Raw genomic sequence first — 25,495 nt, forward strand, 5'->3', positions numbered from 1 at the left:
GGCGAGGGAGCAGCTCGAGTAATCGGGCCATCTCCGTTATCGACGGTGGCTAGCGACTTTCGACTGGAACCCTATCCAGCAACGAGCGGTTTCTAGACACGCTCCTCTCCGTCCCGGCAACGTCCAGAAGCTGGCCCACCGGCCTGCTGCCAAGCGTTCCACCAGGAGACACAATGTCAGAGCAGAAGCTCCCCGCAGAAGTACGCACCGAGTTCGGCAAGGGTGCTGCCCGGCAGGCCCGCCGCGCCAACAAGATTCCCGCCGTCATCTACGGCCACGGTGGAGACCCCCTCCACGTACTGCTTCCCTCGAAGGCAACCACCCTCGCGGTACGCACCCCCAACGCCCTGCTCACCCTCGAGGTGGACGGCGAGGACCACCTCGCCCTGGCCAAGGACATCCAGCGCAACCCGCTGAAGCAGATCATCGAGCACATCGACCTCCTGACCGTGCGCCGCGGCGAGAAGGTCGAAGTTGACGTCACCATCCACATCGAGGGCGAAGCCGCTCCCGACGTCGTGGTCAACCTCGAAAGCAACACCGTGCTGGTGGAGGCGGAAGCCACCCACCTGCCCGAGAGCCTCACCGTCAACATCGAGGGACGCCAGGTCGGCGAGCACATCCACGCCTCCGACATCCAGCTCCCCGCGGGTACGCGCCTCCTCGTCGACGCCGACACGCTCATCGTCAACCTTGCCGCTCCCACCGTCCAGGACCTGGGTGAGACCGAGGCCCCCGCCGCAGACGCCGGAGCCGAAGCCGAGCCCGCTGCCGACAACAGCTGATCCTGCCGGTCTCCGTGCCACATGAAGCATGGCTTGTAGCCGGGCTCGGCAACCCCGGGCCCGGCTACAGCGGCAACAGACACAATGTCGGCCAGATGGTGCTCGACGTTCTCGCCTCACGCCTCAACGGCCGTTTCAAGAGTTCGAAGACCCAGGCGCTGGCCCTCGAGGGCAGGATGGGGCCAGGCGGGCCGCGGCTGGTCCTGATGAAGCCGCTCACCTACATGAACCTTTCCGGGGGCCCCGTTGCGGCCCTTGCCCGGTTCCACAATGTTCCGCCGGCGCAGGTAATCGCCGTCCACGACGAGATCGACATCCCGTTCAATACAGTCCGCCTCAAGCTCGGCGGCGGCGAAGGCGGCCACAACGGCCTGCGAGACATCAGCAAGGCCCTCGGGACCAAGGACTACTACCGCGTGAGGGTCGGCGTGGGACGCCCGCCCGGACGCCAGGATCCTGCAGACTTCGTGCTTCGGGATTTCGGGACCGCCGAAAAGAAAGAGCTTGACTTTCTGCTTGAGGATGCAGCCGACGCTGTCGAGCTGCTGATCCGCGACGGCCTGGTGCAGGCGCAGCAGAAATTCCACGCCCGCGCGGTGTGAAACCGCCTGCCCAGCTGCTGAAAACCGCAGCGAACGGCGAGCCGCGCACACCGGCCCGGCGTGGCGTCCGGCGTCTAGCCAAGCCTTCACCCTATTTCCGCTGGTCTTTACTCGTTTTCGCGGTAACCTAGTCCTCCAAGACAGTCGTTGTGGGGCGGACTCAATGGTGACTTGCGTGATCTACCCTGGCGTCGAGCCGGTGGTGCCGGTAATTCGACCCGGTGAAAGCGTGCTCGAGCGTGACCTATGACGGTCACTACCAATGCGTGGCCGCTGGTCGGCAGGGACGAAGAACTTGAATTCGTGTGCAGCACGCTGCTCGAGGACCGCAATGGGGGGGTGCTTGTCGTCGGTGAAGCCGGCATCGGCAAGACCCTGATCGCCCGCCATGCCGTCGCCGCGCTCGCCGACCGGTTCGAACACATCTACGTCCGCGGATCAGCCGCCACCTCGGCCACCCCCTACGGTGCACTCAGCGTTGTGCTCGCCCAGCTCGACGCCGCGACGGCAACGAACCCGCTGCTGCTGCTCAGCGCCCTCCAGGACCTCTTCGAGCTGCGCAGGGGCGGAAAGCGCACCCTGATGCTCGTTGACAACGTCGAAGCCCTCGACGCGGGTTCGGCGATGGTCATTGCCCACCTTGCGCGGGTCGGAGCAGTCCGGCTGCTGGTTATCTGCGAAGACATGCAGCGCACCCCGGTCGAGCTCTTCGACCTGTGGAAGGATGACGTGCTGCGCCGGCTCGACGTGGAAACCCTCGACCTCGGAAAAACCGCGGCCCTGCTCAAGGCCGGCCTCGGCGCAACAGTCTCACGCTCCGCGGCACTCGAACTGTGGGTGGCAAGCGGGGGGAATCCCCGGTATGTCCAGGCCCTCGCCGAGACAGACTCCCGCTCCGGCCACCTCTTCATCCGCGACGGGGTGTGGGTGAGCGACGGCCGCCCCCGGGAGCGGTCGGGCAAGCAGATCACCGAATGGGTCACCGGCCAGCTCAACCGGTTCTCGCCGGAACAGCGCGCCGTGGCCGAGGCGGTGGCTGTCGCCGGAGCGGTGCCCGTCGAGCTGCTGCTCGGCACCGCCGCGTCGGAGGTCATCGACGGATTGCAGACGCAGGGAATCCTCCGCACCGACCACGGCACACCCCCGTTGCTCCACCCGGTCCACGAAGCCTTTGGGGAAGTAGTGCGTTCCCAGCTTGTCTCACCCCGCGGCAGGGAACTTCTCCTGAAGCTCGTCGAAGCACCCCACACCAGCCCGCTGCCCGGAACCAGCCGGATGGCGCTGGCGCACTGGTGCCTCGACAACGGCATCGATCAAGAGCCCCCTGCGCTGGTCGATGCCGCCCGGCTCGCAAACGATATCCACCAGCCCGATGCGGCCCTCACTTTCATCGGCGCGCTCAAGAACGCCAGGCGCGACCCGCACGCCGTGCTTGAAACGGCGCGTGCGCTGGCCATCACCGGTGAGGTTGACGCAGCACTCCAGGTGCTTGACCCCTTGCTCGGTTCGCCCGCTGCAGCCGCAACCGAAACAGGCCTGTGGGTGAGGCTGATGCTCACGCAGGCGAGGCTGGTGCTGCGAAGCCATGGCCGGCACACCGAAGCGGACAGCCTGCTCGCCGAGGTCCGGACGCGGATCGAAAAGGAAACCTCTCCAGAGGAACCACTCCTCGAGTTGATCGAAGCGGCCGAAGACTTCACCGCGGAGCGGGACCTCTTTGAAGGCCGGTGCGCCGCCGTCGTCGAATCGGGATCGGTGCTTGTCCAACAGCGCCTCGACCGGCACCGCCCCTCCGACCACCTTGCCGGACTGCTCACCTCGGCTCTTGCCCTGACCGGCAGGCAGCAGGCGGCCGTCGAGACGGGCAGGGCGCTTCTCGCGCGGGTCTCCGGCGCCGACCGGGGGCCACTGGACATGGAGCGGGCAGGCGCACACCTGTTTGAGGCGCTGCTCCTTGCCGGTTACTGGGAGGAGACAATGGCGATGGCAGCCGAGGCGAACGCCACGGCCGGCCCAAGCCTCTATGAGGGCTCGTCAGCCGAATTCACCGAGGGCCTGCTTCATACTTTCGCCGGGCGCGGCGACTCGGCGTTGGCCAAGCTTGGCCCGGCCATCAGCCAACTCCGGATTCGGGACCGGCAGGGGCTGCTGCCCATCGCCGAAGCTGCCTGCGCTTACTCCCACAGCCTCAACGGCGACGCCGAGGCGGCCCTTTCCCACCTTCAGGGCATCGACCTCGAACCGCAGCGCTATTCCTGGCAGGTCCGGTCGACGGTGGCCTTCTTCCGGGTATTGACGCAGGGCTCCCTGGGAGACCGCGCCGAGGCCGCAGCGGAACTGGCGCGGATGGCCGACATCGAGGCCGAGGCCGGCAACCGCGGCCAGGAACTCCTCTTCCTCAGCCAGGCGGTGCAGCTCGGGGCGGACCAGTTCGCCGAGCGGCTTGGCGCGCTTGCCGCGGACTCCGAGGGACCGCTGGCGGAATCCTGTGCCCTCTTCGGTAAGGGGATCGCAGCGGCCCACCCCGAGATGCTCCTCGACGCCGCGTCCTCCGCCCTCCACATGGGCAACTTCGGTCTTGCCACCGACGCGGCGGTGCGGGCCATCGACGCCCTCCAGGAGGACAGCGACGCGATGATCGGCGTGTATGCCGAGCAGATTGCGCGCCGGGCCGCTGCACCCGGACGCCGGTCCACCCAGCGGAAGATCCTCAGTGAGCGGGAGCGGAGCATCGCGCGGCTCGCGGCCCGCGGTGCCTCGAACAGGACAATCGCCGAAGCCGAGCACGTCTCGGTCCGGACGGTCGAAGGCCACGTGCACCAGGTGCTCACCAAACTTGGACTTTCAAGCCGAAAACAGCTCTCACAGGTCTTCAGGTAGCCTCCGGCGATGGGCGGAATGCAGCAGGGCGGGGGATTGGTGGGGCGGGACGAGCTGCTGCGCGAAATTCTCGACGCCCTCTATTCGCCGGCAGGGTTCGGGGCACTGGTTGTCGGTGAAGCAGGGGTGGGAAAGACCGCCCTGGCACGGGCCGTCGCCGCTGAATTCAACGGGTCCTCCCAGCTGTTCCTTATCACCGGGGGATCCTCGCTCCGCGAGATACCCTTCGGAGCGCTTTCGCCCTACCTTCACGATCTTTCGGTCAATGACGTCGCCTCGCCGGTGGCAATCCTGCGCAGCCTCCTGAAGAACTTTCCGCCTGCGAAGGAAAACGCGCCGCCACCGCTCTTCGTGGTTGACGATGCCCACGACCTCGATGACAGCAGCTGCGCTCTGCTGTCCCAGCTCGCCAGCGCCCGGCGCGTGAAGCTGCTCGTGCTGACCCGTCCTTCGCCGGCGACTCCGGCTGAGTTCCTCGCCCTCAGCGATGACGGGCTGCTTTTCCGCTTCGATGTCGAACCCCTCGACCCGCGCGCCGTTGAAGCGCTGTGCCGGCAGGAACTGGGAGGGCCGGTCCTCACCGGCACCGCCCGGATGCTGGCGCAGACCACCGGCGGCAACCCGCTGTTCCTCCTGACCCTGCTGAAGCAGGGCGCCGGTCAGGGGCACCTCGTGGAGAAAAACGGCGTATGGCGGATGGTTGGCGGGCAGCCTGAAGTGGACCTTCGGCTCGTCGACCTGATCCTCAACCAGCTCCGCCAGCGCGCCGCCTCCGACATGGCGGCGCTGGAGATGGTTGCCCTCGCCGAGCCCGTCTCGTTCAAGACGATCTCCCGCTGCGTCAATCCCGACGCCCTGCAGCGGCTCCAGGACGACCACCTGGTGACGGTTGGTGCACCTCCGAACCTTCCGGTCTCGCTCAGCCACCCCCTGTACGGCGAAGTCATCCGCAGCCAGGTCCCCACGGCCCGCAGTATTGCCCTCCGGCGGGCAATGCTGAGCCTGGGAAGCCCGCAGACCGAATCGCTTGAGGGTTTCCTCAGGAGCGTCTCCTGGGGGTTGGACTGCGGTGTGCCGCCCGATGACCGGGACCTGCTGCAGGCCGCCGTCGTCGCGAACCGCCTCTATGACCACGGCTTTGCGCTGCGGGCAGCGCGGGCCGTGTCCGCCCCGGGCTTGAGGGGGAGGGCCCTTGTCGAAATCGCCCGGGCGCAGATCGCCCGCGGCAACCTCGGTTATGCTGCAGAACTCATCGATGAAGCACTCGATGGCTGCACCGACTTCGACGTCGCCAAGGAAGCGAGCCTTCTCTCCGTCGACGTCCGCGTCCGCGGCGGAGAGCCGCCAGCCAACCTGCGCCGGGACGCGGACCGGTGGAGTTCGCTCATCGACAGGATCGAGGCGGCACAGGTACGGGAGGGCCCCAGCAGCCCGGCGGCCATACTCGACGCTGCCGCGACGTCCCGCCTGGGCTGCAGGCTGCTCCTGTGTTACATCCTCATCCTTGAAGGCCGGATACTCCACGTCGAACAGGACCTCCGGGCGGCGCTTGGCGCCGACCACGGAACACCAGAGACGGAAGTGGGGGCCCTCGCCCTGCTTGGCGAACTGCTCGGCTCCACCGGACGCGCCGTGCAGGGGGCCGCAGCAACCGGAAGGGCCCTCGCCCTGATCGACGCCACGGGCCACCGGCTGCTTGCCTACCGCGAGTTCGTCATGGCCCGGCATCTTCTGGTACTGGTCCACGCCGGCGCCTGGGCCGAGGCGGAGGCGGCCTTTGACGAATACGCCCGGCTGCACCCACGGAACGTCGTGTATTTCTCCGGCTGGTATGACCTTTTCCAAGGAGCGGCAGCCCTGCGGGGAGGCAGGACCACCACGGCCCGGAACCGGCTGCTGCTCGCCGTCGAAGGCATCCGCGAATCCGATCCGGCCCAGGTGCTCACCATGGTGCTCGGGCTTGCGGCCTACGCCTGCGCGGTCTCCGGGGAAAAAGACAGGGCCGAGGTGCTCATCGATGAAGGAGAACTGACCGCAGCGCGGGGGAGCCGTGAAATGCGGCTGACCGGGCGGATCTACCGCCTTGCCGCCGGATCCATAATCGGCCAGGAGCCCGAAGCGGCCGCAGCCCTGAGGAAGATCGCGGACAGCGCGGCCGCCGACGGACTGCTCGAGGTCGCCGCCACTGCGCTCGAGCAGGCGGCCCGGCTTGGCGATACTGCCGCCTATGCGCCCCTTGCCGCCCTGACCGAAACCTTCGAAGGGTCCGAAGGAGCCGTCGTCCACGCATTTGCCGCCGCACGGCGCAACAACACGCCCGCCGGGCTCACCGCCGCCGCAGACCTCGCCATAGGCCACGGGTACCTGCCCATCGCCGTGGCCAGCCTCAAGGCGGCAGCGGAACTCTGGACCTCCCGCGGAGCGCATGTGAAGGCACGGAACGTCCAGGCCAAGCTCGCCTCAGTGCTCGCGAAGACCGAAGAACCGGTGCAGGCGCGCGCCGAGTCAAGCGGCAAGCTCACGCGGCGTGAACGGGACATCGTCTCGCTCGTGGCACAGGGATACACGAACCGGGAGGTCGCCGACAAACAGTCGGTGTCCGTGCGGACGGTCGAAGGGCACCTGTACCGGATCTTCGCCAAGCTCGGAATCACGAGGCGTGAAGACCTCAAGGAAATCGACCGGAATCTCTAGAATTCCTCAAGATTCGATTGTTTTTTATTTCTGCCGCAAGTATTGCTGAGTACGCGGCTGTCAATCCCAAGTAGTAATGCGCTAAACCGCGAGTAGATGGTCCTCTCTACTCTCCGTGAAGTGGAGTAACCGCTACTCGGTTATTGCAAACCCCCAAATCCTAGACTTTTAGCACTGCACCGTCCCGTGTCTCCTGCGTGGTTTGGGGTTATCCAATGTACCGAAAATTCCTAATGCATTCGCCCTGCGTCGATAAGGGGAATTCCCTTTTCGTTGAAAGCGCGATGAGTTTCGCCTGCGCCGAGGGGGGAGATTTCCTGTGAGATTTTCCACAAGACTCCCCGCCTTCCTCGCGGCGGTGCTGACCCTCCTCCTCGCGGCGATGTACTTCGTCGCGAATCCGACCGCGCAGGCAGCACCCGCGGTGAACCTCGTGCAGAACCCCTCACTTGAGCTCGGGGCCGGAACGCCCACCTGCTTCACCCGGTCGGGGTGGGGCACCGCTGGTACGTGGACCTTTGAGGCAGGCAGGGAGGGCGGCCGGTCCGCCGCTGTTGCCATCCAGGGCTACACCCAGGGCGACCGCAAGCTCCTCCAGACCGAAACCGACGCATGCGCGCCGGCCGTCCAGGCCGGAAAGACCTACGACATGCAGGTCTGGTACAAGTCAACGGCGAAGGTGTCGCTGACGATGTTCCGCCACACCGCGCAGGGGTGGAGCTACTGGGGCGACGTGAAGCAGCTTCCGGCAGTAGCCGGCTGGACCCTGGCAAAGGCACCGACGCCGGTTATCCCGGCCGGGACCGACAGGGTGATTTTCGGCCTTTCCCTTGCGGCGAATGGAAAAGTCGTGACCGACGATTACTCGCTGACCGAGGTTGCGGTCGCCGCGCCGGTTGACGCCGCCGAATTGGTCGTCAATGGCAATCTGGCCCGTGGTGCGGCCTTTCCTGAATGCTTCCAGACTGCGGGATGGGGACAAAAAACCCTGGCCTCCCGTCTTACGACGGATGTGCCCGCCAATTCTCCTGCAGGTACCCGGTCTTTCGAATTCAATGTCAGCGCCTATGTGTCCGGCGACTCCAAGCTAATCCAGTCGGAAGCCGCCGGCTGCGCCCCGGCGGTGACCCCTGGCGTCCAATACGACCTTGCGGTGGACTATAAGACAACGGCCACCGGGCTGACGGGTTTCAGCGTCTTCACGCACAGCGCGACAGGATGGAAGTACTGGACCGACCTTAAGGCACTGCCCGCGGCGGCGAACTGGACGACGGCAACGGCGCGCACACCGGCCATCCCGGCCGGCGTCGACAGGATTTCGTTCGGCCTTTCAATCACAGGCAACGGTTCGCTCAAGACCACCAAGTACTCGATGAAGAAGTACGCTCCGGCTCCGCCGCCTCCGGCCGGTGCGGGCGAGCTCGTCGGCTCATGGGAGGTTCTCGCGACCAAGCTGCCGATCCGGGCGATGCACACAACCCTGCTTCACGACGGCCGCCTGCTGCTGATCGCCGGCTCAGGCAATGACGAGAACGCCTTCAGGGCCGGTTCGTTCAGGGCCGTCGTCTGGACCCCTGCAACCAACACCTTCAAGGAAGTCCCTGTCCCGTACGACATGTTCTGCGCGGGGCACGTCACCCTCCCCGACGGCAAGGTCCTGCTGGCAGGAGGGACCGAGGCATTCCCGACAGTCGACCAGGGACCCACAACGTTCAAGGGAGCCGATCGGAGCTACTACTTCGACACGGTCGACGACAAGTTCCACCCGCTCGCGGACATGGCCGGAGCGCACTGGTACCCGTCGCTGACAAAGCTGGGCAACGGTGACGTGTGGTCTGCCGGCGGGCTTGACGAGAAGGCCCAGGGCACGGTGCTCACCGAAATCTTCGACACTTCGGCCATGGCATGGCTGCCGCAGAACCAGGTGCCGCAGACCTGGAGCTACTGGGGCACCTACCCCCACATGTTCCTGCTCGATGACGGAAAGATGTTCTACACCGGCGCCCACACCTTCGGCAACGGGCTTCCCGGCACCGGGGCATCGGTCTACGACTGGGCCACGGCCAAGATCTGGGATGTGCCGGGTCTAAGGCAGAAGGACATGCGCGACCAGGCCGGCTCTGTCTTCATTGGACCGGCCCAGGACCAGAAGCTGATGATCGTCGGCGGCGGCAACACCGACGGCAACGCCCCCGGGATCAACCTGGTCGACATCATCGACTTCAACAAGGCGGTGCCGCAGTACGTGCCGGGGCCTGATCTTCCCGGCCCGGGAAAGACATACGTCAACCTGGTCAACCTGCCGGACCGCACCGTGCTCGCAGCCAACGGCGCCCAGTACAACCGCGCAGGTGACGTCCGCACGGCGGCCCTGTACAACCCCAAGGCGAACACCTGGCAGTCAATCGATCCGGATCCGATCTCCCGCAACTACCACTCGACGTCGATCCTGATGCCCGACGGCAAGGTGGCGATCATGGGATCCAATCCGGGCGACAACTCCTTCGAGTTCCGCATCTCCCTGTACAGCCCGCCGTACCTGTTCAAGGGCCCCCGTCCGACAATCACCGCAGCCCCCGCCAGGGCGACCTACGGGCAGAACATCCAGCTCGGCATCACCGGTGATGTGACGGCGGCCTCACTGATCGCACCGATGTCGGCAACCCACCAGACGGACACCAATGCCCGTCTCGTGGACCTGCCGCTCGCCGGGACGGGGACGGCACGGACCGCACAGGTCCCCGCCAACCCGAACCTCCTCCCTCCGGGGCCGTACATGCTCTCAGTCCTCAATGCCAATGGAGTTCCCAGTATCGCTAGGTGGGTGTGGATTTCGTGAAAAACAACAAGTCGAACGAAACGATCAACAAGCGGTGGCTGCCTGTGCTTTCCGCCGCAGGCGCCGCAGCGTCGGTCGCCCTGGTATGGGGCGGGCTGTCGGCCATCGAAGCGGTCAACACCCCCGATGCCGGTGCAACCCTCAATGCGGCACGGGTCGGCGAGGAGCAGCCGGCGGTGAAGGACGCCCCGGCCCCCGCCGGCCACGATCCTAAGGCGCCGGGGCACGCCCCGGCGGCGCCCGGGGGAACTCCGCCGGGGCAGGCAATGGCAGCGGAGAAGACACCTCCCACTGTGGGCGCCAAGTCCGAGGTGTCCCTGGCCAAGGCCGGAGAAGCCCCGGCGGGCCTTGCTGCCGGGCCGAAGTCCGGGGCCAAGGACCGCTCGGCCGGGCTCAAGCAGCGCGGCGCTGTCTCACCGGCCGACGTCCTGCGCGGCAAGGAGATATCGCTGGGCGGGTGCCTTCCCCAGTACGGGGCCGACGGCCAGTGCCTTCCGGCGATCCCGCCGAGCATGGGCGCGCACGTGAAGCAGATGAAGGATGCCGGCGCGGATCCCGCCGGAATGCCGCATTCCTGGACGTGCGCCGAGGTCCGCGAATACTTCGCGGACGGGCTGCCCGTGCGGAAGGCCAAAGTGGACCCGCAGAAGCTCGACGTGAACAAGGACGGCACAGCGTGCGGGCCCGGGGACTGAGTCCGGCTGCCCGCCCGGGCCTGAAGCCAACCCGTACCCACTCCACCGGAGCTCCGTCATGACTGCACTGTTCCTGGCCAGCGTGCTGGTCGTCCTCATCGCCCTGGTTCTGTTCGCCATCGCCTCCTCGACGCTCTACCTGAACACCTACGCCTGGTGGGATCCGAAGACCCAGGTCCGCACCTCGTATTCGGGGCTTCAGGAGACCGAGAGCTTCTCCTTCTCCCTGATCATGCCGTGCCGCAATGAGCGGGAAAACGTCATGCGGGCGACGGTGAATGCGCTGCTCAACCAGACCCATGCCCAGAAGGAAATCATCATCTCCGTGGGGCACGACGATCCGAACACTGTGGCGTCGGCCTACAAGCTGGCGAACGAGTACCCCGACCACATCCGGGTCAGCGTCGACATGAGCCAGGTCAAGAACAAGCCGCGCCAGCTCAACAACGCGCTGGCAATGTGCCGCAACGAGATCGTCGGAGTGTTCGACGCCGAGTCGATCGCCGCGCGGGAACTGCTCTGCCACATCGACAGCGTTTTCGCGACCAAGAACGCCGACGTGGTGCAGGGCGCTGTCCAGCTGATCAACTACCGCGACACCTGGTACTCGCTGCGCAACTGCCTCGAATACTTCACCTGGTTCCGCTCACGGCTCCACGCCCATTCCAGCAAGGGCTTCATCCCGCTGGGGGGCAACACCGTCTTCATCAGGCGTGAACTGCTCAACGCGGTCGGGGGATGGGACGGCTCGTGCCTCGCCGAGGACTGCGACCTCGGTGTACGCCTTTCCACACTGGGCCGCAGGATCGTCGTCGCCTACTCACCCGAGCTGGTGACCAGGGAGGAAACCCCCGATTCACTGGCAAACCTCATCCGCCAGCGCACCCGATGGTCCCTCGGGTTCATGCAGGTCTTCGCCAAGGGCGACTGGAAGGCGCTTCCCACCCGCAGGATGCGCGCCATTGCCTGGTGGACGCTCATGCAGCAGCACTTCATGGCGTTCGCCGGCGTATGCATCCCGATCGCGATCGCCGCGGCCGTGTGGGGCGGATTCCCGCTGATCGTGACGCTCCTTTCCTTCCTGCCGCTGGTACCGACGTTCGCGACAATCGCCTTCGACATCTGCATGCTCCGCGAGTTCGGGCGCGACCACCGGTTCAAGCTCTCGCCCTACGACTACTTCCGGCTGGTCGTGGGAACTCCCTTCTACCAGATGCTCCTGGCGATCTCGGCACTCCGGGCGCTGGTGAAGTTCCTCCGCCGCGATTTCAAGTGGGAGAAGACCGACCACTCGGGGGCCCATCTCGCCTACATCGACTACGAGCCCGCCCCTATCCGTTCTTGACCATGAAGCCCCGTCTCGGCGGTGGCACCACCAGGAGGTAATTCAATGGCGATACTCGAGTTGGAGCTGGGGCCAGCCGGGGATCGGATGCAGAGGGCCAAGCGCCCTCCGCAGCCGCCGCGCACAGCACAACCTTTCACACTTACTTCGCTCTCCCGCTGGGACAAGGCAACAATGGCGGTGCTGCTGGCCGCCGCGTCGGTGCTCAGCCTGTGGAACCTCAACGGCTCACCGAGCTACCAGGACGACGAGGGGACCTACACGTCCCAGGCTTTCGCCGTCCACTCGGGATCCCTGGCGCCCTACACGTACTGGTACGACCACCCGCCGCTGGGCTGGATCCAGATTGCCGCGCTGAACTGGTTTCCAGCCCTGCTGGGGCTTGGTGACGGGACGGCGATCGGCGCCACGCGGTACGTGATTTCCCTCTTCTTCGTTGCCAGCGCGCTGCTGCTGTACATGTTGGCACGGCGGATGACCGTACGCATACCCTTCGCCGCACTGAGCACCGTCATCTTCATCCTGTCGCCGCTCTCGCTGGTCCTCGGCCGGCAGGTCTACCTCGACAACATCGGCGTGCCCTGGCTGCTGCTGGCTTTCTACCTTGCGCTGTCGACCCGCGACGCGCTCTGGCATCACGTGGCCGCGGGGGCGTGCTTCGCCATCGCCGTGCTGTCCAAGGAGACGCTGGCCATCTTCGGCCCGGCCCTGCTGCTGGCCCTGATGTACCGCCCGCGGTGGAGCAACCGGGTTTTCTCCGTCGTCGGTTTCCTCGCCGTTGGCGGCCTGCTGCTCGCGTTCTATCCACTTGCCGCGCTGCTCAGGAACGAGCTTGTCGCCGGGCCCGACCATGTTTCGCTTCAGGAGGCGCTTGAATACCAGTTCTTCGAGCGCTCCGGCTCGGGAACAATCTTCGATGCTGGATCGAGCCGGTCCGAGCTGTGGACCGGCTGGCTGTACTACGACAAGTACATCATCGCGGCCGGGCTCATTGCCTCGGCTGTCTGCCTGCTTCGCCGGCGGGCCCGGTGCATCCCCGTTGCCGTCGCCTGTTTCGCGGTTCCTATCGTGCTGGGCGAGGGCTACCTGCCGGCCATGTACATCATCGCCGTGATCCCCTTCCTTGCGCTCGCCCTCGGCTCGGGGGTGGACATCGTATGGTCCGGAGCTGAACGCATCGGGCGGCGTTTCCGGCTGCTCCAGCTGCCCCTGCGCACCGGCTTCGTCACGCTGCTGACGGCGTCGCTCGTGCTGATGTCGGTGCCCCAGTGGTTCGAGCAGGACCGCGAGCTGCTGACCGCCGACAATAACGGCAACTGGCGCGAGACGATGCTCTGGGTCCAGGAGAACGTCTCCCGGGACGACGTCGTCCTCGCGCCCTACTCGATGTGGTACGACCTCAACTCGAGCGGATGGAACGACCCGTGGACGATGATCGCCACGGAAAAGCCGGACCTTGACGAACAGTTCGAAACCCACCACCCCAACGGGTGGCGGGATGTCGACTGGGTCATCGTCGGCCCCATCGTGACCGCGAACGTGGAAAGCCTCGGGCTGACCCGCACCGGGGAGGTCGTCAAGAATTCAGTGCCCGTAAAGACGTTCGGTGAGTGGAGCGTGCGCCGGGTCATCAAGCCAACTCAGGATCCAGGGCGCTAGGGGGCCGCTATGAAACTGTCAGTCATCGTTCCAACGTTCAATGAAGCACCGAACATCGAAGAGCTGGTGCGCGGCATCACCGCGGCCTGCCACAACCTCGACGCCGAGATCCTCTTCGTTGACGACTCCACCGACGACACACCGCAGGTCATTGAACGTGCAGCGCTGCAGACGCCAATGCCGGTGCGGCTGATCCATCGTGCGGCGGCCGTTGGAGGGCTCAGCGGCGCTGTGATCGAAGGCATGAAGGCCAGCGCCGCAACCTACGCCCTGGTGATGGACGGCGACCTGCAGCACCCGCCTGAAATGATCCCGGTACTGCTGGCACGGCTCGAGCAGCCGGGAACCGACGTCGTCGTCGCCTCCCGCTACTGCGGGCAGGGAGGAAGCTCGGCCGGCCTTGCCGGCGGGTACCGCCGGTTCGTGTCGGTCGGCGCCACGCTGCTGACCCGTACCCTGTTCCCCGTCCGCCTGCGCAGCTGCTCGGATCCGATGACCGGCTTCTTCGCGGTCCGCCGCGCCGCGGTCAACCTCAGCGTGCTGCAGCCGAGCGGTTTCAAGATCCTCCTTGAAATCCTTGCCCGGCAGCCGCTGGTTGTCGCCGAGGTGCCGTTCATCTTCGCGAAGCGTTTCGCCGGGGAATCAAAGGCGGGAATGAGCGAGGGATTTCGTTTCCTCCGGCAGGTCGGCGAACTGCGCGTGGGCAGGGTGGGCCTGTTCGCGGCGGTCGGTGCCGCCGGCACGGTGCTCAACCTGCTGATCATGGCGACCCTGCTGGGTCTTGGCACCCATTACGTCTTCGCCGCGGTGGTGGCCGCGGAACTGACAATCGTCTCGAACTTCCTGCTCCAGGAGCGCCTGGTCTTCAGCGGGGTCCGCAGCAGCGCCTCGCGGGTGCGGACCCGCTTCCTTCAATCCTTCAGCTTCAACAACCTGGAAGCGGCGCTGCGGCTGCCGCTGCTGATCCTCCTCGTCGAGGTGCTCGCCTTCCACAGCGTGCTCGCACAGGCGGGAACCATCGCGGCGGCGTTCACGCTGCGCTACCTGTACCACTCGAAGGTCGTCTACCTGCCACGCACCCTGCCCACCGGCGCGCTCCTGCCGTCGGCGGCGATCCTGCCGACCCTGTCCACTCCGGCGGTCCTGCCTCAGCTGCCCGATGCGGGGACCACACGGCTCGAACCCGAAGCAGGCCAGGTGTGATGCCGGGACGGCGGAAATCCGGGCTCCGGTGCCCGGATTCCGGGGCGCCCGAGCGCTCCGGTCTGCGCACAAGTGTTCTTGGTGTATGCCCGCCTGTCATGGGTGTATACCCGCGGAATTACAGGAGTAGTGGAACCGGTAACTCGGGTAGGACCTACTCGTGAGCGGCCCATCCAGCCGCCGTAGGCTACAGAACAGAAGGAGCGGGCGGCCCGCAACGGCCCCCGGTTCTTCCCTGATTTTTATATTTCCAGCTCCGCCAGCAGGACCGACACCGGTGGACACCCACCGCGCCGGTTCAGTTTGCAATGCGGTGCTTGCCCGCCGGCGTTCCTGCCGCTCCGGGGAAGCGCCGGCGTTGCCCCAGAGCGGAGCCGGCGACGTCAGAGCCTTCCGAGACCAAGGCTCGTCCCCAGCCGTCGTCGGCTCCTTACGTTGACCGCGCTCCCTGTGGTGTCCTGAACCAGGGCACCACAGGGAGCCCGGCACACCAGCACCGCAGGCCCGCCAAGGCTTCCCGACAGACCGTGCAGCGGGCCGGAAGCGGACTCCCCGGCGCCGTGAGAGAATTAGCTTACGGTTGCGTGTCGTAATGCCACTGCTTGTGGCCCCTGAATCCCGGTAAAGACGGTGATGCACGGTGTTAACCGACGCGCGTGTTCATGCCGCCGAGCTGACCGAGGAGTCCTGCGTTGAATTCAGTGTCCCTGCCCGCCTCCCTGCTCCGTCCCGCTGCGCCCCTGGACAATGCCGAGGTCCTGCGCATCCGCAACGACTTCCCGATCCTTGGCACCACAGTCAACGGCAGACCGCTGGTGTACCTGGACTCGGGCGCCACCTCGCAGAACCCCATCTCGGTTCTTGAAGCCGAGCAGGAGTTCTACGAGCAGCGCAACGCGGCCGTCCACCGGGGAGCACACTCCCTGGCCGTCCACGCAACAGATGCCTATGAAGGGGCCCGCGCGGTTGTCGCGGCCTTCATCAATGCCCGCCCCAACGAAGTGGTATGGACCTCCAACGCCACAGAGGCGATCAATCTCGTCGCCTATGCCATGTCGAACGCCGCCGCGGGGCGTGGAGGCAAGGCAGCCGAGCGTTTCGCTGTCGGGCCGGGCGACCGGATCGTCGTGACCGAGATGGAGCACCACGCCAACCTCATTCCCTGGCAGGAGCTGGCGGCACGTACCGGGGCGGAACTGAGGTTCATCCCGGTTGACGACGACGGGGCCCTCCGCATGGAGGAAGCCGAGGCGCTGCTCACCCCGGCCACGAAGATCCTCGCGTTCACCCACGCCTCGAACGTCCTGGGAACCATCAACCCCGTGGCGGAACTCGTGCGGCTCGCCCGGAACGCCGGCGCGCTGACCCTCCTTGATGCGTGCCAGTCGGTGCCGCACCTCGAGGTCGATGTGGTGGCCCTCGACGTCGATTTCCTTGTCTTCTCCGGGCACAAGATGCTTGGGCCGACGGGCATCGGAGCCCTCTACGGGCGGGCCGAGCTCCTCAACGCTCTGCCCCCGTTCCTCACCGGCGGTTCAATGATCACGAAGGTCACGATGGAAACCGCCGAGTACCTTCCGGCGCCGAACCGCTTCGAGGCCGGAACCCAGCGCATCTCCCAGGCGATCGCGCTGGGAACCGCGGTTAACTACCTCGCCGAAACCGGAATGCAGCGCATCGAGGCGTGGGAAAGCGAACTTGGCGCGCGCCTGGTCGACGGTCTTTCACGGCTGGACGGGATCCGTGTCCTTGGTCCGCGGCCCGGCGCGGCCCGGATCGGCCTCGCCGCGTTCGACGTAGAGGGCGTCCACGCCCACGACGTCGGGCAGTTCCTCGACGACAAGGGCATCGCGGTGCGGGTTGGCCACCACTGCGCGCAGCCGCTGCACCGCAGGCTCGGGCTCACCGCGTCGACCCGGGCGAGCACCTACCTATACAACACCACCGACGAGGTTGACCTTTTCCTCGACGCCCTCGCCGGGGTCCGTCCTTTCTTTGGAGCACACTGATGAACACCGACCTTGAGCAGCTGTACCAGCAGATCATCCTCGACCACGCGAAGGAGCGCCACGGTTCGGGGCTTGCTCCCCACCACGGGCCGGGCGAGATGGGGGAATCCCACCAGCTGAACCCTGTCTGCGGCGATGAGATCACCCTTCGGGCCGTGGTCGACGCCGGCGCGGTGACCTCGGTCAGCTGGGAGGGCGCCGGGTGCGCAATTTCGATGGCTTCTGCCTCGGTGCTCACCGACCTCACCCAGGGCCTGCCGCGCGATGAGGTGGTCTCGCTCGTTGACACGTTCCGGGAGGTGATGCGCTCGCGGGGAACCGTTGCCGCCGACGAAGAGGTGCTCGGCGACGCCGCGGCCCTCGCCGGCGTATCGCGCTACCCGGCGCGCGTGAAGTGCGCCATGCTGGCCTGGGTGGCGCTCGAGGAGTCCCTGCTCGCGGCCAACAGCTGAAATCCGCGGCCCTTCAGCGCTGGGCCCGGGAAAGCTGCGCCCCGTCGTCACCGCCCTCGTGGTTCCCTGCACCAGGGGAGGCTCCCTGCGGCAGGCTGACGGTGAAGGTGCTCCCGCGGCCCGGGTCGCTCGCCACCGAGATCGTACCGCCGTGCTCGGAGACGATGCTCTTGGTGATCAACAGCCCAAGTCCCACTCCCTGGACGGTCGAGATGCGGACCGCGGGGGACCGAAAGAACCGGTCGAACACCTGGCTCAGTTCATCGGCTTGGATGCCGATGCCGGTGTCCTGAACCTCAACGACAAGGACGTCGTCCCGGAGGCCGGCGCTGACGGTGACGGTGCCACCCGGGCGGTTGTACTTGATGGCGTTCGACAGCAGGTTATCCAGCGCCTGGCCCAGCCGCCGGGGATCGGCCACCGCCTCGAGGGTTTCCGGCGCCCGGCTGGCCAGATGCACTCCGGCGTTCGCCGCGCGCGGCTGCGCGGAGGCGACGCAGAGGCAGATGAGCTCCCCAACATCGGTCGGGGAGGGCGAGACGCTGAACGTGCCTGCGCTGATGGAGAGCAGGTCATCGACGAGGCCTTCGAGCTGCACGGCGTTCCGCCGCGCGATGCCGACGTAGCGCACCACCTCCGCGGGCAGTGCTTCCCGGCGCTCCAGGATCAACTCGAGGAAGCCGAGGACGGCGGTCAGGGGAGTGCGGAACTCGTGGGAGACGTTGGAGAGGAAGTCGTCCTTGGCCGCGAGGGCTTCGAGCAGCGATGTCACGTCGGTGAAGGAAACAACCGTCCCGGCGAATCCGCCGTCGTCGTCGCGCATCGACCGCGCCGAGACCGAAAGGGCCCGCTGGTCCCTGCCGCTTCCGGCCCACAACTGCACTCCGGCGAAACTCTCACCACGGACCGCACGCCGCACGGGGCGCTCGTGCTCGGCCAGCGGGGTTTCGCGGTCCGCTCCGAAGAGCAGGAGCTGCGACTCGTTGGGGTCGTTGTGCGTCGGCGGCGTGGCGAGGACGTGGGCCGCCCGCTGGCGCGCATTCATGAGCACGTCGTGGCCGTCGCGGTCGACGGCGAGCACGCCCACGTCCACGGTTTCGAGAATGGCGTCGAGGAGCCGTTCACGGTGCTCCTGCGCCTCGGCCGACTCCTGCAGGGCGGACTGGGACGCCCGCAGCATCTCCTCCTGGGCCCGGCGTTCGGTGGTGAGCACCGAGACGAACGCGGCGAGCCCGGCAAGCACGACCGGCAGGAGCAGCGGCTTCAGGTAGTCGCTGAATTCTCCACCGCCGGCCACCAATGGCGCCCACACAATGCCCAGGGCGCCCGTCAGCGCGAGGGCGACGGCGGTGCGGGTCCGCACCCTGGCGGCTGCGATCCAGGCGACGGGAAACACCGCCAGCAGCCCCACCCCGGCCAGGAATTCCCCGGCCCCGGCCCGCAGCAGGCCCAGGGTGATGAAATCGGCAAGGGGTATGGCAAGGACGCTCCCGGCGGGCAGGGCATGCCAGGGCACAGGCAGGACCAGCAGCAGCAGGGCACAGTGAACGGCGATTCCACCGAGCAGGAGGTCGTTGAAAAACGTACCGTCGGGGGTCTGGATCCAGCCCAGGAGGACAACCAGGACGATGGAGCAGGTCAGCGCCAGCTGGCTGAGGGCGACCTTGCGCTTCCGGTCATCGGACCGGCCGGGGGCTCCACCCGGATACCGGAGGTTCGGTTGAGGCGTCACCCGTGCCGCTAGCTGTCTCGGTCTTCGAACACATCGGGGATCCCGTCGTTGTCGGAGTCCGCCTTTTCCTCTTCCTCGATGCGGCGGTAGCGCCGATTGCGCGACCGCAGCACAACAGCCGCAAGCAGTGCCGACGCCAGCGACGCCGACAGGATGGCGACCTTGGCGTGGTCGTTGTGTTCGGTCCCTGCCCCGAAGCTGAGGTCGTTGACCAGCAGCGAGACGGTGAACCCGACCCCGGCCAACAGCCCGACGCCGAGGACGTCCCACCAGCTCAGCCCCGGGTCGAGATCCGCCTTCGTCGTCTTGGTCACCGCCCAGGTGGTGAGCAGGATCCCCGCGGGCTTACCCAGGACCAGTGCGAGCAGGATACCGATCGTCACCGGATCATCGAGTGCCGAAACAAAGCCCTCCACACCTCCGATTGCCACTCCCGCCGAGAAGAACGCGAACAGGGGGATTGCCACGCCCGTGGACAGGGGCCGGAACCGATGCTCGAAGATTTCGGCGAGGCCCGGCTTTTCGGGCGTTGGCAGCTTTGCCACGCCGCCCTTGCCCCTGCGCATCACCGGAACCAGGAAGCCGAGCAGGACCCCCGCCACTGTGGCATGGACCCCCGAGGCGTGCATCAGCGCCCAGGCCACGACGCCGAGCGGCAGCAGGATGAACCAGGCGGCAGGTGTGCGCCGGCCGAAGTAGCGGGGGTTCTTCTGCGCGAGGAACCCGAAAAGCCCAAGGGGCAGGAGCATCCACAGGAGGTACGAGACATGGACGTCGGTTGAGTAGAAGAACGCGATGATCGCAATGGCGATCAGGTCATCGACGACGGCGAGCGTGAGCAGGAAGATCCGCAGCGCCCCGGGAAGGTGCGAACTGATCACTGCCAGCACGGCAAGGGCGAAGGCGATGTCGGTGGCGGTGGGGATGGCCCAGCCACGCAGGGTGTCGGGGGAGGAGATGTTCACCGCCGTGTACACGAGCGCCGGCACGAGGACTCCGCCGGCCGCGGCGGCCACCGGAACGATGGCTCGGCTGAAACGGCGCAGGTCCCCGGCGACGAACTCGCGCTTCAGCTCGAGCCCGGTCAGGAAGAAGAAGATCGCGAGGAGGCCGTCCGCCGCCCACTCGCCGACGCTGAGCTTCAAATGCCAGGGCTCGTAGCCGAATTCGAAGTCGCGCAGCGCGAAGTAGGAGGCGGAGGCCGGCGAATTCGCCCAGACGAGGGCGGCAACCGTCACGACAAGGAGGATGATCCCCCCGACCGTCTCCTTGCGCAGGATCTCGTTGATCCGCAGGTACTCCGGATAGCTTGAGCGCTGGAGCACGCGGTTACCGGAATATTCACTGGACATGTGCGGCTTCTCCTGCGGTGAAGGTCGTGATGGTTTCGGCCCGGGCCATTCCCGGTCGGACGGGCTAGCCCGCCAACGCGCGTACGCCGATGATCGCCGTCGCAAGTCCGAGGATCATCGACGTCGAGATGAGCATGAAGTGAACCGTGAGGAAGCGCGTGGGTGCGCCTTTTTCATCCCTGGCCCGGGGATCCTTGAGGATCCGGCGGAGGAACGGAGGCCAGACGATGAGCGTCCAGACCCCGGAGAGGATCAGGACGAGGGCAAGTGGAGCGGGTAATGACACGATTGGGTCTTTCCGGTTAGTGGGTTTCGAGCCAGCGCTGGGCTTCGGCCGCCTGGACGTTCAGGGCCTTGCCGATCATCGGTTCGGCCGCTCCGGCGATCTTGCCGCCCAGGAAGGGTATCGATGAGCTCACCGAGCCGGTCAGGTCAACCCGGGTGCCCGCGCCGTCGGTGACGAGGCGCTGCACCGCAGTCACGCTCAGGGGCACTCCCGCCACGGCCATCTCGACCTGCGCCTCGCGGGAGCCGTCGGCGGCGGGCGCGCTCCAGTGCTCGGTCTGGGTGACCTTCAGCGTTTCTCCGACGAACTTCCGGGCGATGTCGGGCAGCCGGGTCGTTGGCATCGTCCGCACGGCCGTCAGGGTGAAGGCTTCGGTGATGGGACCGCTGACAGTGAGCGACTCGAGGGTTCCGCCGACATGCTGGCTCATGTGCTTCAGGAAGCCCTCGTCGGTGAAGACGCGGGTCACCTCGGCTGTGTCGAAGGGCAGAGTGGTCGAGGCGTTCAGTGCCATAGTTCCTCCGGATAGGTGTTGGTTTTGCTTGTGCAATCCTAAGGCCTCGACGAACGCGGCAGGCGCCGATCTGGGTGGCACCCGAGCGTCACGCACACCCCGCGGCGGCTCGCCGACACCCCGCCGCGGCCTCTTTCAGCGCCGGCCAGGGTGCCGCGGGGCGCGAAAGCCCAGCGGTGGGCACGCGGTAAACTGGGAGGACCGTTCCCGGGATTCGATGCGAATTCCGGCTTTTTGTGCTGTCCGTCAACCCGGCCGGCATCGACCATCGCCGTTCCGGCGCCACAGCCCGTCCCAACGGCAGCGACCGAACGACAGCGCGACCCATCAAGGAGCCGACCCCCATGAACCTCAACGGACTGCGTGTTGCGCTCGCCGAGGACGCCTCCTACTCCCGCGTACGCACCAACGCCTCCCGGAGGGGAACCAGCCGCAGCACCGACCTCCAGGTCGGTGCCCCTCCCGGCATGCGGGCTGCCCTGCTTGCCGAAATGGTCGACGGGCTGCGCGGGGACGAGGCAGAAAACCTCGCCCAGGCGGCACCGGTGGTGGTTGCTGTCACCGCCACCGGCCGCGAAGCCGAGGACCTTGCCGCGGCCCTGCGCAGCTACCTCCCGGAATCGGAAATCGAGGAGTTTCCGAGCTGGGAGACCCTGCCCCACGAACGTCTCTCCCCGCGCTCCGACACCGTTGGCCGGCGGCTCTCCGTCCTGCGGCGGCTTGCCCACCCCGAAGGCTCACCGGTACGGATCATCACGGCACCGATCCGCGCCGTCGTCCAGCCGCTTGTGGCGGGTCTTGGCGAGCTGAAACCGGTGACGCTCAAGGTCGGCGACGAAATGCCCTTCGACGACGTGGTCCGCGCGCTCAGCGACGCGGCCTATGCCCGGGTCGACATGGTCACCCACCGCGGTGAGTTCGCCGTGCGCGGCGGGATCATCGACGTGTTCCCGCCGACCGAGGACCACCCGGTGCGCATCGACTTCTTCGGCGACGAAGTCGAGTCGATGCGCTGGTTCGCCGTCGCAGACCAGCGCTCGCTTTCCTCCGAGGAACATCCGTCGGTCCTCTACGCCCCTCCCTGCCGTGAACTGCTGATCACCCCCTCGGTCATGTCACGGGCGGCGAAGCTCGGACCTCAGCTGCCCGCCGCGGCCGGCATGCTCGAGAAGATCGCCGGTGGGATCGCAGTCGAAGGGATGGAGTCCCTTGCGCCGGTCCTCGTCGATTCGATGGTGCCGTTCGTCGGGGAACTGCCCGAGGGCTCGCTCGCCGTCGTCATCGAACCGGAGAAGGTGCGCGCCCGCGCCTTCGACCTCGCCGCGACGAACGAAGAGTTCCTCGCCGCGGCCTGGTCCACCGCATCCGACGGCGGCGCCGCGCCGCTCGACCTCGGCGGCGGCCTCGGCACCGAACTGCAGGCGGCGAGCTTCAGGTCCCTGACCGAGACCCGAACCACGGCCCTCGAGCACGGCGTTGCCTGGTGGGGGATCACCTCGCTTGGCGCCGACGACGACCTGCTTGCCGACGTCGACAGCTTCAGCCTCCACGCCCGCGAACCCCGCGGCTACCAGGGCGATGTTGCCGAGATGATGGAGTTCATCGGCGGGCGCATCCGCGGCTCCTGGCGCGTTGTGGTTGCCACGGACGGTCCCGGGCCGGCCAAGCGCCTTGCCGAGCTGTTCGCCGACTCGAACATTCCCGCCCGCCGCGTCGACGCACTCGACAGTACGCCGCAGCCGGGCATGATCGAGATCACCACAGCGCGCGCCGGGCGCGGATTTGTTGTCGACTCCCTGAAGCTGGGTCTGCTGACCGAGGCCGACCTGCTGGGGCGCACCAGCGCGCACGGCACCCGGGACATGCGCAAGATGCCCTCCCGCCGGCGCAACGCCGTGGATCCGCTGCAGCTCAAAGAGGGCGACTACGTTGTCCACGAACAGCACGGAGTGGCGCGGTTCGTCGAGCTGATGCAGCGCTCCACCGGGGCCGGGCCGACCCGGACCACCCGGGAGTACCTGGTGCTCGAGTACGCGCCGTCCAAGCGCGGCGCACCCGGTGACCGGCTGTTCGTGCCGACCGACCAGCTCGACCAGGTGACCCGCTACGTGGGCGGGGACGCACCGGCGCTGAGCAAGATGGGCGGATCCGACTGGAGCAAGACGAAGAACCAGGCCCGGAAGGCAGTCAAGGAGATTGCCGGGGAGCTGATCCGGCTCTACTCGGCGCGCATGGCCTCGCGCGGGCACGCGTTCGGTCCGGACACCACGTGGCAGCGCGACCTCGAGGAGGCTTTCCCTTACGTCGAGACCCCGGATCAGCTGACAACGATCAACGAGGTCAAGGCCGACATGGAGCGCGAAGTGCCGATGGACCGGCTGGTCTCCGGAGACGTCGGCTACGGCAAGACCGAGATCGCGGTGCGGGCGGCTTTCAAAGCCGTCCAGGACGGCAAGCAGGTGGCGGTGCTCGTGCCGACCACGCTGCTGGTGCAGCAGCACTTCGAGACGTTCTCGGAACGGTTCTCCGGCTTCCCCGTGCAGGTCCGGCCGATGTCCCGGTTCCAGACCGCCAAGGAATCGAAGGAGACCGCGGCAGGGCTTGCCTCCGGAGCCGTCGACGTCGTCATTGGCACGCACCGGTTGCTCTCGAAGGAGATCGCCTTCAAGGACCTCGGCCTGGTGATCGTTGACGAGGAGCAGCGCTTCGGGGTTGAGCACAAGGAGGCGCTGAAGAAGATGCGCACCAACGTGGATGTGCTTGCCATGAGCGCCACCCCGATCCCGCGGACCCTCGAGATGTCGCTGACCGGCATCCGGGAGACCTCCACGCTGGCGACCCCGCCCGAGGAGCGCCACCCCGTCCTCACCTATGTTGGCCCCTACACCGACAAGCAGGCGTCCGCCGCCATCCGGCGGGAGCTGATGCGCGAGGGCCAGGTGTTCTTCGTCCACAACCGGGTTTCCTCTATCGACCGCACCGCGGCGCAGCTGCGCGAACTGGTGCCGGAGGCCCGGGTTGCGGTTGCGCACGGGCAGATGAGCGAGTCGCGCCTGGAACAGATCATCGTCGACTTCTGGGAGAAGCGTTTCGACGTGCTCGTCTGCACGACGATCATCGAGACCGGACTCGACATCTCCAACGCCAACACCCTGATCGTCGACCGGGCAGACAACTACGGGCTCTCCCAGCTGCACCAGCTGCGCGGGCGCGTGGGACGCGGGCGCGAACGCGCCTACGCCTACTTCCTCTACCCGACGGAGAAGCCGCTGGGCGAGGTGGCACTCGAGCGGCTCAAAGCCGTGGCCTCCCACAACGAACTGGGCGCCGGAATGCAGCTGGCGTTGAAGGACCTCGAGATCCGCGGCGCCGGCAACCTGCTTGGCGGAGAGCAGTCGGGCCATATCCAGGGCGTCGGCTTCGACCTCTACATCCGGCTCGTGGGCGAGGCCGTCGCGAACTTCCGTGGGGAGGCTGAGGAGAAGGCCGCGGAGATGAAGATTGAACTGCCGGTCAACGCCCACCTGCCGCACGACTACGTGCCGGGGGAGCGGCTGCGGCTCGAGGCGTACCGCAAGCTCGCGGCGGCCTCCACGAACGAGGCGATCGACGAGGTGGTCGCCGAGCTCGTCGACCGCTACGGGGAGCTTCCGCCTCCCGTGGCCAACCTGATCGCTGTTGCGCGCTTCCGCGTGGCGGCCCGGGCGGCAGGACTCACCGACGTCGCCCTCCAGGGCAACTTCATCAAGTTCGCTCCGGCCGACCTTCCGGAGTCGAAGCAGATGCGGCTGGCGCGGATGTATCCCGGGTCCTCGGTCAAGCCTGCCCTCAACGCGGTGCTCGTGCCCAAGCCCAAGACGGCGCGGATCGGAGGCCGGGACCTCGTGGACGCCGAGATCCTCGAATGGGTGAAGAACGTCGTTGATGCGGTGTTCACCGGCTAGCGTCAGCCGGCCCGGCGCGCCCCAGCAGCACTGCGCAACAGTGCCGGTTCGGAACGGTTCCAGCAGGAACGGTTCCAACAGAAGAGGCCGCCCCCTGCGGGGGCGGCCTCTTTCGGAATCCGGGAGTGCTTACTGCCCTCCGGCAGGGTCAGGAGTCGACGGCGGCGGAGGTCGACTTCGACCGGCGGCGGTTGCCCGCGGCGAGGTCGGAGCCAGTGTCCGAGCGGCCCAGGATGCCCTGTGGCACGAAGAACGCGACGAAGGCAAGGATGAGGCAGACGGCGAAGGGCCAGACGTTTGTCTGGTCAAAGAAGGTGATGACCCAGAGTGCCGCCGCGAACAGGACGAACATGATGGCGAACACCACGATGTTCTCGACGAGGCGTCCCTCGCCGGCGTGCGAGGGCTGCCGGTCCTCGGCTACGGGCTGCTGGCGCTCGGACCGCGCTGCGTCGGCCTCAATTGGGTGTGACATGTTGAAACTCCTTCGACTAAGAAACGTTC

At 66.8% G+C, this 25,495-nt stretch carries 17 protein-coding genes; 12 read left to right on the plus strand and 5 right to left on the minus strand.

Features of this window, described 5'->3' with window-relative positions; genetic code table 11:
* Positions 1-173 precede the first annotated feature (173 nt).
* The 11 genes from AC4D2R_RS05660 to sufU all read left to right on the plus strand — a co-directional run bounded on the left by AC4D2R_RS05660 (position 174) and on the right by sufU (position 17,163).
* Positions 174-785 (plus strand): 50S ribosomal protein L25/general stress protein Ctc, encoded by a 612-nt coding sequence (locus tag AC4D2R_RS05660; RefSeq protein ID WP_490902334.1) that lies wholly within the window; start codon positions 174-176, stop codon positions 783-785.
* Positions 786-799: 14 nt separating this feature from the next.
* Positions 800-1,387 carry an aminoacyl-tRNA hydrolase gene (pth, locus tag AC4D2R_RS05665; RefSeq protein WP_490938319.1) on the plus strand — a complete coding sequence of 196 codons (588 nt, stop codon included), beginning with the start codon at positions 800-802 and terminating at the stop codon, positions 1,385-1,387.
* A gap of 246 nt (positions 1,388-1,633) precedes the next feature.
* Entirely contained in the window at positions 1,634-4,267 is a 2,634-nt protein-coding gene (locus tag AC4D2R_RS05670; protein ID WP_490938321.1) for an AAA family ATPase, read from the plus strand.
* Between the two features lie 9 nt (positions 4,268-4,276).
* Complete coding sequence (locus AC4D2R_RS05675; RefSeq protein ID WP_490938323.1) at positions 4,277-6,961, plus strand: helix-turn-helix transcriptional regulator; 2,685 nt, start codon at positions 4,277-4,279, stop codon at positions 6,959-6,961.
* Between the two features lie 319 nt (positions 6,962-7,280).
* Positions 7,281-9,800 (plus strand): galactose oxidase early set domain-containing protein, encoded by a 2,520-nt coding sequence (locus AC4D2R_RS05680; protein WP_490938325.1) that lies wholly within the window; start codon positions 7,281-7,283, stop codon positions 9,798-9,800.
* A complete protein-coding gene (locus tag AC4D2R_RS05685) occupies positions 9,788-10,495 on the plus strand; it encodes a hypothetical protein (protein ID WP_490938327.1) in 708 nt (235 codons plus the stop codon). The genes AC4D2R_RS05680 and AC4D2R_RS05685 overlap by 13 nt, the downstream gene beginning before the upstream one ends.
* A gap of 58 nt (positions 10,496-10,553) precedes the next feature.
* A complete protein-coding gene (locus AC4D2R_RS05690) occupies positions 10,554-11,840 on the plus strand; it encodes a glycosyltransferase (RefSeq protein WP_490938329.1) in 1,287 nt (428 codons plus the stop codon).
* 45 nt (positions 11,841-11,885) lie between these two features.
* Positions 11,886-13,499 carry an ArnT family glycosyltransferase gene (locus AC4D2R_RS05695; RefSeq protein WP_490938331.1) on the plus strand — a complete coding sequence of 538 codons (1,614 nt, stop codon included), beginning with the start codon at positions 11,886-11,888 and terminating at the stop codon, positions 13,497-13,499.
* A gap of 9 nt (positions 13,500-13,508) precedes the next feature.
* Positions 13,509-14,702, plus strand: coding sequence for a glycosyltransferase (locus AC4D2R_RS05700; protein ID WP_490938333.1), 1,194 nt, complete (start codon positions 13,509-13,511; stop codon positions 14,700-14,702).
* Positions 14,703-15,394: 692 nt separating this feature from the next.
* A complete protein-coding gene (locus AC4D2R_RS05705; RefSeq protein ID WP_490938335.1) occupies positions 15,395-16,711 on the plus strand; it encodes an aminotransferase class V-fold PLP-dependent enzyme in 1,317 nt (438 codons plus the stop codon).
* Complete coding sequence (gene sufU, locus AC4D2R_RS05710; protein WP_490938337.1) at positions 16,711-17,163, plus strand: Fe-S cluster assembly sulfur transfer protein SufU; 453 nt, start codon at positions 16,711-16,713, stop codon at positions 17,161-17,163. Before AC4D2R_RS05705 ends, sufU begins: the two co-directional genes overlap by 1 nt.
* Positions 17,164-17,176: 13 nt before the next feature.
* Here sufU and AC4D2R_RS05715 read toward each other — a convergent pair whose 3' ends face one another.
* The 4 genes from AC4D2R_RS05715 to AC4D2R_RS05730 form a co-directional block, all read right to left on the minus strand.
* Positions 17,177-18,895: a sensor histidine kinase gene (locus AC4D2R_RS05715; protein WP_490938339.1), complete on the minus strand. Its 1,719-nt coding sequence runs from the start codon at positions 18,893-18,895 to the stop codon at positions 17,177-17,179.
* Between the two features lie 8 nt (positions 18,896-18,903).
* Entirely contained in the window at positions 18,904-20,247 is a 1,344-nt protein-coding gene (nhaA, locus tag AC4D2R_RS05720; protein ID WP_490938341.1) for a Na+/H+ antiporter NhaA, read from the minus strand.
* 64 nt (positions 20,248-20,311) lie between these two features.
* Complete coding sequence (locus tag AC4D2R_RS05725; RefSeq protein ID WP_459285029.1) at positions 20,312-20,533, minus strand: SCO4848 family membrane protein; 222 nt, start codon at positions 20,531-20,533, stop codon at positions 20,312-20,314.
* Between the two features lie 16 nt (positions 20,534-20,549).
* A complete protein-coding gene (locus AC4D2R_RS05730; protein ID WP_490902360.1) occupies positions 20,550-21,047 on the minus strand; it encodes a DUF2505 domain-containing protein in 498 nt (165 codons plus the stop codon).
* A gap of 344 nt (positions 21,048-21,391) precedes the next feature.
* Here AC4D2R_RS05730 and mfd point away from each other — a divergent pair, with 344 nt between their 5' ends.
* A complete protein-coding gene (gene mfd, locus AC4D2R_RS05735) occupies positions 21,392-24,991 on the plus strand; it encodes a transcription-repair coupling factor (RefSeq protein ID WP_490938343.1) in 3,600 nt (1,199 codons plus the stop codon).
* Between the two features lie 148 nt (positions 24,992-25,139).
* Here mfd and AC4D2R_RS05740 read toward each other — a convergent pair whose 3' ends face one another.
* A complete protein-coding gene (locus tag AC4D2R_RS05740) occupies positions 25,140-25,466 on the minus strand; it encodes a hypothetical protein (protein ID WP_490938345.1) in 327 nt (108 codons plus the stop codon).
* Between the last annotated feature and the right edge of the window lie 29 nt (positions 25,467-25,495).

The sequence above is a fragment of the Arthrobacter sp. TJ-217 genome, assembly GCF_058269255.1.

What these genes read in the sequence shown, in the direction of transcription:
- AC4D2R_RS05695 (WP_490938331.1), top strand. Translation starts at nt 11,886, where the DNA reads ATGGCGATACTCGAGTTGGAGCTGGGGCCAGCCGGGGATCGGATGCAG.
- AC4D2R_RS05675 (WP_490938323.1), top strand. Translation starts at nt 4,277, where the DNA reads ATGGGCGGAATGCAGCAGGGCGGGGGATTGGTGGGGCGGGACGAGCTG.
- AC4D2R_RS05700 (WP_490938333.1), top strand. Translation starts at nt 13,509, where the DNA reads ATGAAACTGTCAGTCATCGTTCCAACGTTCAATGAAGCACCGAACATC.
- nhaA (WP_490938341.1), bottom strand. Translation starts at nt 20,247, where the DNA reads ATGTCCAGTGAATATTCCGGTAACCGCGTGCTCCAGCGCTCAAGCTAT.
- AC4D2R_RS05660 (WP_490902334.1), top strand. Translation starts at nt 174, where the DNA reads ATGTCAGAGCAGAAGCTCCCCGCAGAAGTACGCACCGAGTTCGGCAAG.
- mfd (WP_490938343.1), top strand. Translation starts at nt 21,392, where the DNA reads ATGAACCTCAACGGACTGCGTGTTGCGCTCGCCGAGGACGCCTCCTAC.
- sufU (WP_490938337.1), top strand. Translation starts at nt 16,711, where the DNA reads ATGAACACCGACCTTGAGCAGCTGTACCAGCAGATCATCCTCGACCAC.
- AC4D2R_RS05670 (WP_490938321.1), top strand. Translation starts at nt 1,634, where the DNA reads ATGACGGTCACTACCAATGCGTGGCCGCTGGTCGGCAGGGACGAAGAA.
- AC4D2R_RS05690 (WP_490938329.1), top strand. Translation starts at nt 10,554, where the DNA reads ATGACTGCACTGTTCCTGGCCAGCGTGCTGGTCGTCCTCATCGCCCTG.
- AC4D2R_RS05740 (WP_490938345.1), bottom strand. Translation starts at nt 25,466, where the DNA reads ATGTCACACCCAATTGAGGCCGACGCAGCGCGGTCCGAGCGCCAGCAG.
- AC4D2R_RS05730 (WP_490902360.1), bottom strand. Translation starts at nt 21,047, where the DNA reads ATGGCACTGAACGCCTCGACCACTCTGCCCTTCGACACAGCCGAGGTG.